The sequence below is a fragment of the Pseudoblastomonas marina genome, assembly GCF_034374265.1.
In the GTDB taxonomy this organism is placed as follows: domain Bacteria; phylum Pseudomonadota; class Alphaproteobacteria; order Sphingomonadales; family Sphingomonadaceae; genus Alteriqipengyuania_A; species Alteriqipengyuania_A marina.
Map to the genome: position 1 here is coordinate 223,716 of NZ_CP139718.1, position 14,670 is coordinate 238,385.

15 protein-coding genes and 1 tRNA gene are annotated in these 14,670 nt (G+C 61.3%); 7 read left to right on the forward strand and 9 right to left on the reverse strand.

Going from position 1 to position 14,670, the window contains the following annotated elements:
- The first annotated feature begins 12 nt into the window (after nt 1-12).
- On the forward strand, nt 13-1,416 hold the full coding sequence (locus T8S45_RS01030) for a cytochrome P450 (RefSeq protein ID WP_322294342.1): 1,404 nt from the start codon (nt 13-15) through the stop codon (nt 1,414-1,416).
- 6 nt (nt 1,417-1,422) lie between these two features.
- On the opposite strand, the gene T8S45_RS01035 is transcribed toward T8S45_RS01030, so the two are convergent.
- Together T8S45_RS01035 and msrA are read right to left on the reverse strand one after the other, a co-directional pair.
- Entirely contained in the window at nt 1,423-1,581 is a 159-nt protein-coding gene (locus T8S45_RS01035; protein WP_322295175.1) for a DUF1674 domain-containing protein, read from the reverse strand.
- Nucleotides 1,575-2,111, reverse strand: a complete 537-nt coding sequence (gene msrA / locus T8S45_RS01040) for a peptide-methionine (S)-S-oxide reductase MsrA (protein WP_188641263.1) — start codon at nt 2,109-2,111, stop codon at nt 1,575-1,577. Before msrA ends, T8S45_RS01035 begins: the two co-directional genes overlap by 7 nt.
- A gap of 105 nt (nt 2,112-2,216) precedes the next feature.
- On the opposite strand from msrA, the gene T8S45_RS01045 reads away from it, so the two are divergent.
- From T8S45_RS01045 to T8S45_RS01060, 4 genes are all read left to right on the forward strand, one after another.
- Nucleotides 2,217-3,032 (forward strand): class I SAM-dependent methyltransferase, encoded by an 816-nt coding sequence (locus T8S45_RS01045; RefSeq protein WP_322294343.1) that lies wholly within the window; start codon nt 2,217-2,219, stop codon nt 3,030-3,032.
- Between the two features lie 57 nt (nt 3,033-3,089).
- Nucleotides 3,090-3,953: an N-carbamoylputrescine amidase gene (gene aguB / locus T8S45_RS01050; protein WP_322294344.1), complete on the forward strand. Its 864-nt coding sequence runs from the start codon at nt 3,090-3,092 to the stop codon at nt 3,951-3,953.
- The gene (folK, locus tag T8S45_RS01055) at nt 3,938-4,429 is read left to right on the forward strand and encodes a 2-amino-4-hydroxy-6-hydroxymethyldihydropteridine diphosphokinase (RefSeq protein ID WP_322295176.1); all 492 of its coding nucleotides are present in this window, start codon (nt 3,938-3,940) and stop codon (nt 4,427-4,429) included. The genes aguB and folK overlap by 16 nt, the downstream gene beginning before the upstream one ends.
- Nucleotides 4,430-4,467: 38 nt before the next feature.
- A tRNA-Lys gene (locus tag T8S45_RS01060) sits at nt 4,468-4,543 on the forward strand.
- Nucleotides 4,544-4,736: 193 nt separating this feature from the next.
- Here T8S45_RS01060 and T8S45_RS01065 read toward each other — a convergent pair.
- The 5 genes from T8S45_RS01065 to rtcR form a co-directional block, all read right to left on the reverse strand.
- Complete coding sequence (locus T8S45_RS01065) at nt 4,737-6,398, reverse strand: recombinase family protein (RefSeq protein WP_322294345.1); 1,662 nt, start codon at nt 6,396-6,398, stop codon at nt 4,737-4,739.
- Nucleotides 6,391-6,840 (reverse strand): DUF2924 domain-containing protein, encoded by a 450-nt coding sequence (locus T8S45_RS01070; protein ID WP_322294346.1) that lies wholly within the window; start codon nt 6,838-6,840, stop codon nt 6,391-6,393. Before T8S45_RS01070 ends, T8S45_RS01065 begins: the two co-directional genes overlap by 8 nt.
- Nucleotides 6,837-7,082, reverse strand: a complete 246-nt coding sequence (locus T8S45_RS01075) for a DUF3489 domain-containing protein (RefSeq protein WP_322294347.1) — start codon at nt 7,080-7,082, stop codon at nt 6,837-6,839. Before T8S45_RS01075 ends, T8S45_RS01070 begins: the two co-directional genes overlap by 4 nt.
- A gap of 294 nt (nt 7,083-7,376) precedes the next feature.
- Complete coding sequence (locus tag T8S45_RS01080; protein ID WP_322294348.1) at nt 7,377-7,805, reverse strand: hypothetical protein; 429 nt, start codon at nt 7,803-7,805, stop codon at nt 7,377-7,379.
- A gap of 483 nt (nt 7,806-8,288) precedes the next feature.
- Complete coding sequence (rtcR, locus tag T8S45_RS01085; RefSeq protein ID WP_322294349.1) at nt 8,289-9,875, reverse strand: RNA repair transcriptional activator RtcR; 1,587 nt, start codon at nt 9,873-9,875, stop codon at nt 8,289-8,291.
- A gap of 253 nt (nt 9,876-10,128) precedes the next feature.
- Between rtcR and T8S45_RS01090 the strand changes: the two genes are divergently transcribed.
- Complete coding sequence (locus T8S45_RS01090) at nt 10,129-11,355, forward strand: RtcB family protein (protein WP_322294350.1); 1,227 nt, start codon at nt 10,129-10,131, stop codon at nt 11,353-11,355.
- 38 nt (nt 11,356-11,393) lie between these two features.
- A complete protein-coding gene (gene rtcA / locus T8S45_RS01095) occupies nt 11,394-12,413 on the forward strand; it encodes an RNA 3'-terminal phosphate cyclase (RefSeq protein WP_322294351.1) in 1,020 nt (339 codons plus the stop codon).
- 225 nt (nt 12,414-12,638) lie between these two features.
- Here rtcA and T8S45_RS01100 read toward each other — a convergent pair whose 3' ends face one another.
- The gene (locus tag T8S45_RS01100; RefSeq protein ID WP_322294352.1) at nt 12,639-13,655 is read right to left on the reverse strand and encodes an LLM class flavin-dependent oxidoreductase; all 1,017 of its coding nucleotides are present in this window, start codon (nt 13,653-13,655) and stop codon (nt 12,639-12,641) included.
- Nucleotides 13,655-14,566, reverse strand: coding sequence for an ATP-grasp domain-containing protein (locus T8S45_RS01105; protein ID WP_322294353.1), 912 nt, complete (start codon nt 14,564-14,566; stop codon nt 13,655-13,657). Before T8S45_RS01105 ends, T8S45_RS01100 begins: the two co-directional genes overlap by 1 nt.
- Nucleotides 14,567-14,670 lie beyond the last annotated feature (104 nt).

A 14,670-nucleotide genomic window follows, 5' to 3' on the forward strand; every position in this document is an offset into this window, starting at 1 on the left:
GGAGTTCGCCCCATGGCCACGCTTGCCCAGCACCAACCCGCCCCTGCCCGTCCCGAGCACTGGACGCAGGGCAATCCTTCGCTCGACGACTTGTCCCATATCCCCGGCGACGACGGCCTGCCGATCGTCGGCAATACCTTCCGCATGCTCGCCGATCCGCCCGCCTTCATCCGCAAAATGGTGGCGACGCACGGGCGGGTCTATCGCAACCGCGCCTTCGGCGGGCGCGTGGTCAGCCTGATCGGCGCCGACGCCAACGAGTTGGTGCTGTTCGATCGCAACAAGATTTTCTCGAGCGAGCAGGGCTGGGGCCCGATTCTCGACAAGCTGTTTCCGCGCGGGTTGATGCTGATGGATTTCGACCACCACCGGGTCGATCGCCGCGCGCTGTCGATCGCGTTCAAGCCGGGGCCGATGCGACATTATACCGGCGCGCTCAATCGCGGTATTTCCGAAAGGGTCGAGCAGTGGAACAACGCCACGGTCGAATTCTACCCCGCGATCAAGCAGCTGACGCTCGACCTCGCGGCGGACAGCTTCATCGGCATCCCGTGGGGCCCCGAGGCCGACGAGATCAACCGCGCCTTTGTCGACATGGTGCAGGCCTCGGTCGCGCCGGTGCGCCAGCCGCTCCCGTTCACCCAGATGCGGCGCGGGGTGAAAGGGCGAAGCTACCTGATCGACTTCTTCACCAAGGAAACCGCGCGGCGGCGCGCCGAAGGCGGCGGACAGGACATGTTCAGCCAGTTCGCCAACGCCACCCGCGACGATGGCGAACTGCTGCCGGTCGACGAGGTCGTCGATCACATGAACTTCCTGATGATGGCCGCGCACGACACGATCACGTCGTCGGCCACCTCGCTGATCTGGTTGCTCGCGAAGAACCCGGGCTGGCAGGACACGCTGCGCGACGAGGTGATCTCTGTCACGGGCGGGCCCGACGGGCAGGGGCGGGCGCGCGATGTGAAATACGACGAGCTCGGCCAGCTCGACATGGTCGAAATGGCATTCAAGGAGGCGCTGCGGATCGTTCCGCCGGTGCCTTCGATCCCGCGCCGCGCACTCGAGAGCTTCGAATTCGGCGGCTATGAGATTCCCGCCGGGACCCCGGTCGGGGTGAGCCCGCATTTCGTCCACCACGATGAAAAGTACTGGGACGACCCCGAAACGTTCGATCCGCTCCGCTTCATGCCCGACAAGGTCAAGGAGCGGCACAAATACGCCTGGGTGCCGTTCGGCGGCGGCGCGCATATGTGCCTCGGCCTGCACTTCGCCTACATGCAGGTGAAGGTGCTGATGGCGCAGATCCTCCAGCGCTACCGGATCGAGATCGACGAGGGCGTGGGCGAGGACTGGCAGGCCTGGCCGATCCCCAAGCCGCGCGACGGCCTGCCGGTGACGTTCAAGCCGCTCTGAGCGGCGCTAGAAATCTATCGCGATGCCGTCCTTGACCCAGTCGCCGTAGCGCGTCGGGCTCAATTCCTCGTCGACCTCGCCCTTTTCGGGCTCGGGCGCGGGCTTGTCGCTCCAGCGCGCGGGTTTCTTAAACTCCTTCGGGCGCTCGGTTGCGCGTTTCACGATTTCACCTTGTTCTGGAAGCTCTTGCGCAATTTCATCAGCTTGGGCGGGATGGTCGCCTGGCAATAGGGATTGCGCTGGCCTTCGCCCTCCCAGTATTCCTGGTGGTATCCTTCGGCCGGATACCATGTCGCCGGGCCCTCGATCGTGGTCACGACGTCGCTGGCGTGATCGGCATCCGCGCGCTCGATCGCCGCCTCGGCTTCCTCGCGCTGCGTGTCGTCGAGCGGGAAGATCGCCGAGCGGTATTGCGTGCCGACATCGTTGCCCTGACGGTTCAATTGGGTCGGGTCGTGCGTGCCCATGAAGACGTCGAGGATTTCGGCATAGGAAATCGTCGCGGGATCGAACTCGACCCGCACCGCCTCGGCATGGCCGGTGTCGCCCGAGCAGACCTGCTTGTAGGTCGGGTTCTCGACGTCGCCGCCGATATAGCCGCTCTCGACGCTGGTCACCCCGACGACGTCGTTGAAGACCGCCTCGGTGCACCAGAAACATCCGCCGGCGACGATCGCTGTCTGGGTTGCGCTCATATCTGCCTAACTCCTTTGCCTGCGCAGATAGGGAGCGCTTTGGGCTTTGTCATCGTTCCATGCTTGGCGTAGGAAACCCGCCACAGCAAACAGGGAGAATTCACGATGCGTAAGTCCGTCCTCGCCGCGCTCGGCGCCGCCACCATCGCCGTGGCCGTCCCGGCCGTCGCCAACCACCACGCCGCGACCGAAGCGATGGCCACGGCGCTCGCCGACGATCGCCGCGACGACGATCGCGCGCGCGACCAGTACCGTAACCCCGCAGAAACGCTTGCATTTTTCGGTGTGAAGCCGGGCATGACGGTGGTCGACTACATGCCCGCGGGCGGCTGGTACACGCGCGTGCTGGTTCCCTATCTCGGGGCCGAGGGCAATTATATCGGCATCAATCCCGATCCCGCAATCTCCCCCAATCCTGGTTTCCGCGACTACGCCAGCAAGTTGGGTGCGAACTTCGCGGCGCAGGTCGACGGCTGGTCGCTCGAAGGCGCGCCCCATGCGGTCTATTACTCGAACGAGATCGAGGAGGACATGCACGGCACGGTCGACCGCGTGCTGATCTTCCGCGAAATGCACAATATCCACCGCAACGGGTTGATGCACACCGAGCTGACGCGGCTGCGCGACCTGCTCAAGGACGACGGCATGCTCGGCATCGTCCAGCACCGCGCCAAGCAGTGGCAGGCGGGCGATATGGTCGACGGGTCGCGCGGCTATATGCGCCAGCAGGACGTGATCGGCCTGGTCGAGGCGCATGGTTTCGAACTGGTCGGCACGAGCGAGGTCAACGCCAATCCGAAGGACACCGCCGACTGGCAACGCGGCGTGTGGGAAATGCCGCCGGTCTGGGGCACCAAGAACCCCGCCACGAAGGAGCTCGGCGAAAGCGACCGGATGACCTTGCTGTTCCGCAAGCGCTGAGCCAGACGCAGGCGGCGACAGTGGACTTCGGGCCCGCGGCGAAATAAGCGCGTGGGCATGACCGAGATCACCGTCGCCGCGCTGCAGCTGCCCTTTGCCGAGGACGACGAGCAGGGCAATATCGAGGCCGTCGCCGCGCTGGTCGAACAGGCCGCGGGCGAGGGCGCGCAGATCGTCCTCCCGCCCGAGCTGTTCTCGGGCCCCTATTTCTGCCGCGAGGAAGACGAGGCGCTGTTTGCGCTCGCGCGCCCGACGCTTGAGCACCCTTCGGTGATCGCGATGCGCAAGCTCGCCCAGTCGCTTGGCGTGGCGATCCCGACCAGCTTCTTCGAGCGCGACGGTCACCACTATTACAACACGCTCGCGATGATCGGCCCCGACGGTGAGCTGATGGGGACCTATCGCAAGAGCCATATCCCCGACGGGCCGGGCTACGAGGAAAAGTTCTATTTCCGCCCCGGGAACGACGGCTTCAAGGTGTGGGACGTGTTCGGCACCACGATCGGCGTCGGCGTGTGCTGGGATCAGTGGTATCCCGAGGCCGCGCGGGTGATGGCGCTGAAGGGCGCCGAGCTGCTGTTCTACCCCACCGCGATCGGCTCCGAACCCTACGACGCCGATCTCGACACCAGCCGCATGTGGCGCCGCGCGATGATCGGCCACGCGGTGTCGAACTGCATGCCGGTGATTGCGAGCAACCGCATCGGTCACGAGGGCACTCAGGAGGCGGGCAATCGCTTCTACGGCCACAGCTTCATCTGCGACGAATGGGGCGACTATCTCGCCGAATACGGCGCCGAGGAATCGGGCGTGCTGGTGGCGACGATCGATACCGCGCGCGCCGCGAAGCACCGCGCGGGCATGGGCTTCTTCCGTGACCGCCGGCCGCAGCTTTACGGCCGCATCTGCGAGGATATCTGAGCAACCTCTACCTCGTCGCGCTGGGGTCGAACCGGCGGCTGCGCCCCTTCGGCGACCCGCGCCACGTCGTGCGCGCGGCGATGGAGGAACTCGCCGCGCTGGGCACGGTCACCGCGCGCAGCCCGATCGTCGCGAGCGATCCGGTCGGCCCCGCGCAGCGCCGCTTCGCCAACGCCGCCGTGCTGCTCGACAGCGCGTTCGATCCGTCCAGCCTGCTCGCCGGGCTGAAACGCCTCGAGCGCGAATTCGGCCGTCGGCGCTCGGGCCAGCGCTGGCGCGACCGCACGCTCGATCTCGACATCGTGCTGTGGAGCGGCGGGGCCTATGCCGAGCCCGACCTGCAAATTCCCCATCCGCTGTTCCGCGAACGGGACTTCGTGCTCGGGCCCGCCGCCGCGATCGCCCCGCGCTGGCGCGATCCGGTCACCGGGCGTACGCTGCGCCAGCTGGCAAATCGCGCGCATCGTCCGGCTTGACCGGGCCGCGCGCCATGCCTAGTGCGCGCAGCGTGGTCGGGCCGTTAGCTCAGTCGGTAGAGCAACTGACTTTTAATCAGTAGGTCGCTGGTTCGAACCCAGCACGGCTCACCACCCAGTCCTAGTTTTTCGGCGGCATGCTTGTCTGCGCGGGACCCCCAGATTTTCTCCCGTATTTCCGCGACATTGCGACCCCCGAATTTCGGGCCCGCACTAGAAACCGTCTCCGCTATCGGAAAAACCAGAGAATTAGGCCGAGAAGTCTCTCGGCCCGAAAAAGTGTCCTACTTTTGATTTCGCAGGGTTTTCAGTCTTGAAGGAGCATTCGCCGTTGGGCAGCCCAATCAAGTGGCAGCGACGCAGCCCGGACCAATTTGCGCGCCGATAGGTGAGCTGGCTGTTCCCCGTCCATAATGGCCACGACGATGTCTGGAGCGAGGTAGCTCAGACGTGCAGTGCGCTCCATGTGGCGACGCTTTCGGATCGGTAGAGCTTTTACATCCTCTTCATTCATCGACGCCAGACGGTCACGAGCATCGAATGCTCGCGCGAGCAGATCAAGAAGCGCATCGTTCTTTGTGGTCCGCGATCCCGACGGCGGATCAAGTTTCAGACAACTCCCATGAGTGTTCGTCGCTGGCAAAGTGGCGATCTCGAAATGGGATCGCTGGATTTCCGACCGCGAAGCGTCGGCTACGTCGAGAAACGGATTGGTATCGATTGAGGCCTGGATATTCTGCGGTCCGACCAAAACGCGTAAGTCGAGCGAACTGATCATCTCCCGCTTCTGCCGGGCATCACCCTTCCGGAGTCGGTCTGAATATGTAGAAGCGCGTATGATCACATCCTGTTTCGACTTATCGTCGAGGTGCGTCAGGGCTGACATCAGCTCGGTCGGATTGTTCAGGTGATGGACCAGGGCTGACACCACTGCATTTTCGATATCTCCAGCGCGAAATCGGATCGCTTTTTCACTTGACCCATCTCTCGGGACCGACGCGTAGTAGCGGTATCGCTTTCCATGGTTGCTGGTATGGCAAGGGCTCATCGGTCGGCAATGCTCGTCGAAAATCCGGCCGACCAGGATACTGAGCTCGGCCTTCTGCGCCTTCCGGTGCTGCCCAGACCTATGTTCGGCAAGACGCTTCTGGACCTGTTCGAATAGTCCCTCATTGACGATCGCAGCATGCTCACCGTCGTATGCATGACCTTTGTGCGTGATTTGCCCGAGATAGATGCGGTTCGAGAGGAGATGGGCCAGCGCTCCGCGACGGAATGGTGTGCCGCCTTTGATCGATCCATCACGCATCTTCCGGCGCTTGCTGACGATGCCGACCCGCTCCAGTTCATCGACCAATGACGGTACGCCATCGGACTTGAGATAGCGGCGCATAATGTCGCGAACCGTCTCGGCTTCCTTCTCGACCACACGAAGCTTCCGATTCTGGACCTCGTAACCCAGAGGAACCGGCCCCCCCATCCACATCCCACGCTTCTTCGAAGCAGCGATCTTGTCGCGGATGCGCTCGGCAGCGACTTCACGTTCGAACTGCGCGAAGGACAGCAGCACGTTGAGGGTAAGCCGTCCCATTGAACTCGTCGTATTAAACGACTGGGTCACGCTCACGAAGGAACAGTCTGCGGCATCAAATGTATCGACGATCTTCGCGAAGTCGGCGAGGCTGCGCGTGAGCCGGTCAATCTTGTAAACTACGACGACATCAACTTGGCCGGCGGCAACGTCGGCAAGGAGCCGTTTCAGTGCGGGGCGCTCCATATTGCCGCCCGAGCAACCGCCATCGTCATAGCGATCGGCAAGACGCGTCCATCCTTCGTGAGCTTGGCTCAGGATATAGGCCGCGCATGCTTCATGCTGGGCATCGAGACTGTTGAATTCTTTCTCCAAGCCTTCCTCGGTCGACTTGCGTGTGTAGATCGCGCACCGCAGCTGCTTTCCATTTTCAGCCATTTTGGCCCGCTCTCATCTTGCCCAAGCGCGGCGAGTAAAGCCCGAAGAAGCGCGGCCCCGACCAGCGCGCGCCTGTAATCTCGCGTGCGACGGCGCTGAGTGAAGAAAATCGCCTGCCACGATAGTCGACGCCATCGTCGAGCACGACCACTTGGTGGACCTCGCCCTGCCAAGTACGAGAAAGCCTCGAACCTGGTCGAACAGCTCCGGGTGAGCCCAGAGTCCCTTCTTTCGAAATCGATGCAGATCGTCGCAGGCGCTTGAGATCAGCGGCGGACAAGCGGCCTAGCGCTTTCTCCTGCTCGTGGTGGGCAAGCGCGCGAGCGAGCAATCCAGCACCAAATGCTGGGGGTGGTGACGACTTCATAAGTCGCCTCCACTCGGCTTTCCTCTCCGCAGCGGTCATTGCCTCGATCGAGGCAATCCTGTCCGCGAGGCTCATGCAGTCTGCTTCACAATCGTATATCGCGAGATCCCGCTTTCCTTTGTGCGGGTGATCGCGAGCCCCTTCTTGCGCAGCCCGCTGAGCGCAGCGTGGGTCGTATGGGGAAGCCAGCCAGTCGCTTTGATCATGTCGTCCAGGCTGGCGCCATTTTTTCGGCGCATCAGTGCGATGACCTTGTCGGTCTTGGTCAGGCCTTCTCGGCCAGCAGTCGTTTTTTGAGGCTTCGCGGGAGTAGTCATGCGTGGTCTCCTGGATCGGAGCGACATCTTGCCGCCCCTACCAGCCAGGGCCCCGCGTCATTCGTGCGCCAGGGCTATGTCCGCTCTTTCTCGAGCTCCATCTCTCGGAGACACCAATGCTCGCATTGGCAATGAAGTCGAATGGTTTCTGCGATGAAGGTACGACCGCTTTGCGCCCTAATTCGGACGTTCGGCCTCTCCCCAATGATGCTTACAAGCGGACCGTCAGCTTTCCTCCGGTTATAAGCATCGCCGATGTCCGAATTTGGGTGGAAAGCGGACGTCAGATACGCTTCAAATTCGAGGCTTGTGGCGCATAGATTGGGCGCTATTTGCGTTGTCGCCGCAAGCCCAAATGTCTAGCTCGCCCCTGCCCAAGTGGTAGGTTGCGAAGGCTACGAAGTAAGACCTGTCATCGAACATCCCGAAGTTCGACTGGCCTTTGATGAATATGCCCGCCGGTAAACCATCAAAATCAGCTTCTTGGACTTTGATGTCGATCAGGCCTCTGTCCTCTTCTCCATCGCGCATACCATAACGATATTCTCGGCGCATCGTAGCAATGTCGCTCAGGCAAGGGTCGCGAGACAATTGCTCTTCGATCTGAGTAACCAGCGCCGGGTCGGGTCCATCCGTTGTTTCGAGCGTCACTTCGTAAGTTGGCTCGGGCGAACAGCCGGCGAGAAGTAGCGAAACGATAAGCGATCCTGTGACGGTTCTCATGATGCGACTGTTCTAGCCTTCAATCGAATGTCCGCAATCGGGTCGTTAGCCGACGGTCTGCTCTTGGCACATCGCTGGCTCGGCAAATCGGTCACGAACTGGGTGATAGCCGGCGTTGTGCAGCCCGCTCAAAACTGCTCAAAAGCGGTGATGGGCCGGCTCCGAAAGCGATATGCAAAAGTCACGAGTTTTGCCAACTCGCCTACACCCCAGACGAGGGCAGTCGCAGCTGCCTTGGCGTCGTTTGGTGCGATTGCGCTGACCTATATTCTCCTAGGCTTAATGTGGGGGGCTGGAACCACCATTTTGTGGCTTTGCGCAATAGGTGCGGGCGTAGCTGCCGGTTACGCGGCAGCAACAACCCGCTGGGCCCTGGGTGCAATATACGGTGTAATTGCCGCGATTTGGGTATTGCTCGAAGCACTAGTGGCGTTGTTAGGCGTGGTAGTATCTGGGGTGAGTTGAACGTCAGCAATCGGCCCACTAGCTGACATCGGACCAGGTTAGATCGAACCTGGCGAGATATTTCCTCAGTCGGTCGGCATCGTTGGTGGACGTCCGCTGCTGCCGGGACACGGAGAACAATTCGCGCCCGGTGGCCGACAGCGAGGGGTTGCGGCGGCACGCGACAATGACCTCGGACAGCTGCTTGCGATCGAACGGATCGATCCGCGCTATGGCATCGGCATTGAGCACCTCCGCCAGCGCGTCGGTGCCTTGTTCCGGCTCCACCGCCCACAGATTGCCGAGACGAACGATTTCCGCCTCGACCGCCGGACGATCGATCCTTCCATCGGGGCTTAATGTCGCCATGCGGGTGATGCTTGCCGAAAGGTCGCGGAAATTTCCGTCCCAACGCGCCTCAGCACTGGTCGCAAAAGAAAGGTAACGCGCGCGAGCCTCCTTGTTGAACGTCACCCTCGTATCTTCGGCTGCTGCAAAGCGCTTGAGCTCGAAATCGAGATTGGGTTCGATATCCTCGCGCCGCTCGGCCAGCCCGGGGAGATTGAAGGTCCACAAGTTGAGGCGCGCGAAAAGGTCCTCGCGGAAACTTCCGCCCGCCACGGCGCGAACCAAGTCGCGATTGGTGCCCGCAATCAACTGGAAATCACTTTCGACTTCCTTGTCCGAACCTACAGGGAGGAAGCGCTTGTCTTCCACCGCGCGCAGAATCATCGCCTGCTCGTCGAGCCCCAGTTCGCCAATTTCATCGAGAAACAGCATACCCTTGTCTGCACTGCGGAGCAGCCCGGCGCGTTCGGCCACGGCACCGGTGAATGCGCCCTTTCGGTGACCGAAAAGCGCCGACATCGCATTGTCGCCTTTCAGGGTCGCGCAGTTCACCTCGACGAATGCGCCCGATAACCGATGCTGCTCGGCCTTCAATTCGTAGATCCGTCTCGCAAGCAGACTCTTACCCGCGCCGGTCGGGCCCATTAGCAGGAGTGGTGCGGAAGAGCGCGTTGCGACCTGTTCGATCTCGTCGATCATGGCGTTGAAGGCAGCATTGCGCGTTTCAATCCCGCCCTTGAGAAAAGAGGTGCTGGTGCGGCTACCTTCGGCGAACCGCTTGGCGATGCTGTCATAGCGCGACAAGTCGAGGTCGATCACGGTCCAGACCCCGCCGGCGTCCGGCTTGCCGCGCTTCGGCTGCGTCTGCAACAGTTTGCCAGGTATGAAACGTGCCTCGGTCAGCAGGAACAGGCAGATCTGCGCGACGTGGGTGCCCGTGGTAATGTGGACGAGGTAATCCTCGGTCTCTGGCTCGAATTCGAAGCGCTCAGCGAAGTCGAGTAGTTCGGTGTAGACTTCCTCGAAATCCCAAGCATCGTCGAAATTGATCGTGTGCGGCTCGACCGCGGTTTCCGGAGAGACCGAGGCGATATCCTGCGTGACGAACTTTGCGAGGCCTTCATGCTGCCGCCCGTGAAGCAGCACGAGCCGGTCGACCCGCAGGTCGGGCTGCATGCATAGGCCCACGGTCGGACGCCACTTGTTCCAGCGCGCAGCATCCTGCTTGCTCGCATCGAGCGTCGAGCCGAGAAATCCGATGACCGTTGTCCGCTTCATTCTTATCCAGTAATATAGATTGCGATAAGAAGCGATAGAATTATCACCATTGGCAGGAATGGACGGAATTTGCGCCCTGATCAAATAAGATAGTCCTATCAGATAGATAGTTGTCATTTTCAGGCAATCGTCATTTCTGGCACACTCGCTGCAAATATGATGGTGCCGGGTCGGTCGAACGCCCGGTGATGACGAGGCCGGGGTGGCTGGAATGGGCCAGCCACCCCTAAGGCTATCGCAAAGGATTATGACGATGACCCAGACGGGCTACGAATTTCAGCAGGTGGATGGCGGATCGCCGATCAAGATGTGGACGCGGGGCGTTCCCGTCGATGACAAGGCGCGCGAGCAACTAGCCAAGGCGGCGCGGATGCCGTTTATCTTCAAGCATGTCGCCGCGATGCCCGACGTCCATGTCGGGATCGGCGCGACGGTTGGTTCGGTCATTCCCACGAAGGGCGCGGTAATCCCGGCGGCGGTCGGGGTCGATATTGGCTGCGGCATGATGGCCGCGCGGACCTCGCTCCATGCGAGCGACCTGCCCGATAACCTCGAAGGCATCCGTTCCGCGATCGAGAGGGCCGTGCCCCATGGCCGGTCTTCGGGCCGGGGTGGGCGCGACAAGGGTGCGTGGGGCGATCCCCCGCCCGAAACGATCGAAGCCTGGGCCACGCTAGTCCACCGTTTCGATCGGATCGTGGCGAAGTATCCGAAGCTCGAACGGTCGAACCATCTCGTCCATCTCGGGACGCTCGGGACGGGCAACCACTTCATCGAACTGTGCCTCGACGAGGAGCAGCGGGTGTGGGTGATGCTCCATTCGGGCAGCCGAGGCGTGGGCAACGCGATCGGGCGGTTCTTCATCGAACTGGCCAAGGAAGACATGCGCAAATGGCACATCAACCTGCCCGACGAGGACCTCGCCTATTTCCCCGAGGGGACCGATCATTTCGATGATTACGTCGAAGCGGTCGAATGGGCGCAGGATTTCGCACGGCTCAACCGGCAGGTGATGATGTTCCACACGATCGCGGCGTTGCGGGGACAGATCCCCAAGCCTTTTACGGCCGAATGCGAAGCGGTGAACTGCCATCACAACTACGTTACGCGGGAAAACCACTTCGGGGAAAACGTGCTTGTTACCCGCAAGGGGGCGGTGCGCGCCGCGAAGGGCACGCTCGGCATCATTCCCGGATCGATGGGCGCGAAGAGCTTCATCGTGCGCGGCCTTGGCAACGCGGATAGCTTCGATAGCTGCTCTCACGGGGCCGGCCGGATCATGAGCCGGACCCAGGCGAAGAAGGAGGTGTCGCTCGAAGAGCACATCGCCGACACGGCCGGGGTCGAGTGCCGAAAGGACGAAGGCGTGATCGACGAGACGCCCAAAGCGTACAAGCCGATCGAAAAGGTCATGGCCGCGCAGGCCGACCTCGTCGAGATCGTCCATACGCTTAAGCAAGTGGTGTGCGTGAAGGGCTAACCCCTTCACGCCGCCACCGAATTCTCTAGGAACGAGACATGATTACAATTGATGGCTCCGAAGGCGAGGGCGGCGGGCAGGTGCTGCGTAATGCGTGCGCGCTGTCGCTCGTGACGGGAGAGCCTTTCACAATCGACAAGATCCGCGCGAAGCGGGACCAACCCGGACTGATGCGGCAGCACCTGACCGCAATCGAAGCTGCTTGCGCCATCGGGGGGGCGGATTGCGAAGGGCTCGAACTCGGCTCGAACCGGATCGTGTTCAAACCCGGCAGTGTGTCCCCAGGCGATTACAGCTTCGCGGTCGGCACGGCGGGCTCGACCGCGCTCGTCCTGCAGACCGTGCTCGTGCCGCTGGCGCTGGCGGACACGCCGTCGAAGCTGGTGATCGAGGGCGGCACGCACGCTAGCATGGCACCGTCCTTCGACTTCATCCAGAAATGCTTCCTGCCCGTGCTTGCGCGGATGGGGCCGAACGTTTCTGCGCGGATAAAGCGGCACGGCTTCTTCCCCCGCGGTGGTGGGCGGATCGAGATCGACATCGATCCTTCACCACTGCGCCGGATCGAATGCATCGCACGCGGAAAGCTCGAGACTAAGGCGGGGATGGTCGTGTTCGCGTCGCTCGGCGCGAACAAGATCCCAACCCGGATCCGCAAGGCTGCGCTCAAAGCTCTACCCGAATGGGACGAGGACATGATCGCAATCCGCGACTTGCCGGCTGATCAGGGGCCGGGTGTCGCGCTTACGCTCGAGGCCGCTTACGAACACGTAACAGAAGTCGTAAGTGGCTTCGGCAAACTGGGGCTGTCGGCCGAACGGATCGGCCAGACGGCGGGTAAGCGCATGGCCGGCTATCAGGCATCAGGCGCGTTCGCCGGTCCCTACCTACAGGACCAGTTACTGTTGCCGATGGCGATCGCCGGCGGCGGGAGCTTCACCAGCGTGAAGATCAGTCAGCACACCAGGACCGCCGCGGAGATCATTGGATTGTTCACAGGGCGTAGCACGTATTTCGAGGATGCTGGCGATCAAGGCCATTTGGTCCGGATTGTTTAAGCCTGCTTAAAATGCAGAACGTCCGTTTTTTGACACATTTTAGACTGTCCGCACTCTGGGGCTCACATTGCACCTGAATGCCCGCAATTGGGTGGAAAGCGGACCTGCGAATGCGAAAAGAAATGTCGCCTTAGGGCCAGGCTGAATTGGTCCCAACAGGGGAGGGCATAGAATGCCACTATCCAGAATCGCTGCAGGCCAGTTTGTGCGATCAGCAGGCTATCATTAAGTGTGCCGCATCACTTGGGCAGAGAAGCGCTCCATCTCCTCAAATTGCGGACTAAATTGCAGCAATAGAAGATCTACGCCGGCACCTTCGAAATCCGCGATGCGTTGGCGCACCTGCTCGGGAGTGCCGATAAGGTTTGGACGCAGGCCGCGATTGGACACCGCGTATTCCCGGATTTTCAACTCGCGCTCGAGCTCGGTCCCAGCCAGCCATTGATCGAAATTGTCGTAGCCGGGCGGGACATCTTTCATTTCGAGTATCCGATCGAGCTCAGCCTGCGCTTCCGCTTCGCTGTCTCGAACGATGACGAAACCCGCCATTCCGAAGGATAGCGGTTCGCGCTCAGCCGTTACGCGCCGCTCCGTCATGTCGGCGATCTTTGATGCGACTACGTCCGGGTCATCCCCATGCATGACGTAAGCGTCGCACTTTTCGGCGATGAGCGACTTGGCTGCCTCGCTCTCTCCGCCCGCATAGAGCGGCGGCTTGCGCACGGGCGAAGGAACGACCCGGGCTTCGTTCGTCGAATAGATGTCACCGTCGTAGGAAAAGGGTTCCCCGCTCCATAGCCCCTCCACGACATCGATCCATTCCGACGTGCGCGCATAGCGGTCGTCGTGCTGGTCGAAGTCCAGTCCGAACATTTCTGCCTCGCGCGCCCACCAGCTGGACACAACGTTGAGCGACAGTCGCCCATTGGCAATGCGGTCGATATTGGCAGAGGTCTTGGCGAAGGGGCCCGGCTGATGAAAATTGGGCCGCACTGCCACCATCAGCTCCTGTCGTTCGGTGAGCGCGGCGAGAGCTGCAGCAGTCGACCAGGCATCAAGTGCAGGCGCATCCACCCCCTTGATGTCGTTGAGGTAGAGCTCGGCAATCAGTGTCAGATCGAAGCCGATGCGTTCTGCATTGATGGCGAGGCGCTTCACATAATCGAAGCTCGCTTCCATCCCTTCGTCTTCGACGTTGCGCAGCCAGCCTCCGAAAACCGGCATCCAATATCCATAGCGCACTACGCGGTCTCCTTCAGCACGGTGATCTCGGCCTCGAGCATATCCGCCAACTGTTCATGAGGATCGAACCCCAGCAGTTCGACCGCGTTGGCCGCGAAGTTCGAAAACGCGTTGATGTCATAGAAAATGAGCTCGCCGGTTGCCTGGTCAATCAGAGCCTCGCAGCCCCCTACATCGATGCCAGCGGCGCGCAATAGCGACCGGGCGGCTTCGATCTGCTCTTCCGAAGGCTCGAACTTTGTCATCGTCACGACCGGCTTCCCAGGCGTGCTGACACAGGCATCGGCAGGACAAAGGTCGAATTGTCCGCCGCCGTCCACTGCGATGGCATAGACAAACGTCTCGCCAATGAATTCGAAGCGAATGATGTGGCCATTTTGCGGCGTATGGTAGCCTTGGACGAGCCAGACCTTGTCGATGCTGTCGGGCAGGGCAGTTTCCTTGAGTTCCGAAGCGCTGTCGAAGCGAACGATGCCCGCCCCTGCGCCGCCGATATTACCCTTGACGAGTAGCGGGAAGCCGATTGTCTGCGCAGCGGCGGCGATGTCCTCGCGGCGGCGGACGACGCGGGTATCCGGGGCCTTCAGGCCTAGGCTTGCGATAATTTCGAGCTGCCGCGCTTTGTTATGATCGATCGCGAAAGCTTCGCCACCATTGATGATCCTCGCTCCCGCTCGCTCCCACGCTCCAAGCAATGCGTCGGCATAGAAAATGGGATGGTCCGCCGTTCGCTTGAAACTCGACATCGAGATGCGATTGAAAATGATCGGCGCCGGCGGAGCTATGTGGGCAGGATCAAAGCAATGACCCGCGACATCGATATCGACATACTCAACACCCCTCGCATCGAGCACTCGCTGCAAAGGTATGAGCCATTCCGCATGGTCGTAAAACAGGGCCAAATCCGGCATGGGCTATCCTTTGGGGAATGGAACTCAACGTCGGCGCATCAGAAGATCTGGGTCCTTTAAACGCTTCCCCCACGCGTTGACCTCAGAAATAGCGATGGCGCTTA

Bases quoted from the DNA above. Each gene is read 5' to 3' on its own strand.
- T8S45_RS01105 (WP_322294353.1), bottom strand. From the start codon at position 14,566: ATGCCGGATTTGGCCCTGTTTTACGACCATGCGGAATGGCTCATACCT.
- rtcR (WP_322294349.1), bottom strand. From the start codon at position 9,875: ATGAAGCGGACAACGGTCATCGGATTTCTCGGCTCGACGCTCGATGCG.
- aguB (WP_322294344.1), top strand. From the start codon at position 3,090: ATGACCGAGATCACCGTCGCCGCGCTGCAGCTGCCCTTTGCCGAGGAC.
- T8S45_RS01090 (WP_322294350.1), top strand. From the start codon at position 10,129: ATGACCCAGACGGGCTACGAATTTCAGCAGGTGGATGGCGGATCGCCG.
- T8S45_RS01045 (WP_322294343.1), top strand. From the start codon at position 2,217: ATGCGTAAGTCCGTCCTCGCCGCGCTCGGCGCCGCCACCATCGCCGTG.
- T8S45_RS01065 (WP_322294345.1), bottom strand. From the start codon at position 6,398: ATGGCTGAAAATGGAAAGCAGCTGCGGTGCGCGATCTACACACGCAAG.
- msrA (WP_188641263.1), bottom strand. From the start codon at position 2,111: ATGAGCGCAACCCAGACAGCGATCGTCGCCGGCGGATGTTTCTGGTGC.
- T8S45_RS01075 (WP_322294347.1), bottom strand. From the start codon at position 7,082: ATGACTACTCCCGCGAAGCCTCAAAAAACGACTGCTGGCCGAGAAGGC.
- T8S45_RS01030 (WP_322294342.1), top strand. From the start codon at position 13: ATGGCCACGCTTGCCCAGCACCAACCCGCCCCTGCCCGTCCCGAGCAC.
- T8S45_RS01070 (WP_322294346.1), bottom strand. From the start codon at position 6,840: ATGAGCCTCGCGGACAGGATTGCCTCGATCGAGGCAATGACCGCTGCG.
- rtcA (WP_322294351.1), top strand. From the start codon at position 11,394: ATGATTACAATTGATGGCTCCGAAGGCGAGGGCGGCGGGCAGGTGCTG.
- T8S45_RS01080 (WP_322294348.1), bottom strand. From the start codon at position 7,805: ATGAGAACCGTCACAGGATCGCTTATCGTTTCGCTACTTCTCGCCGGC.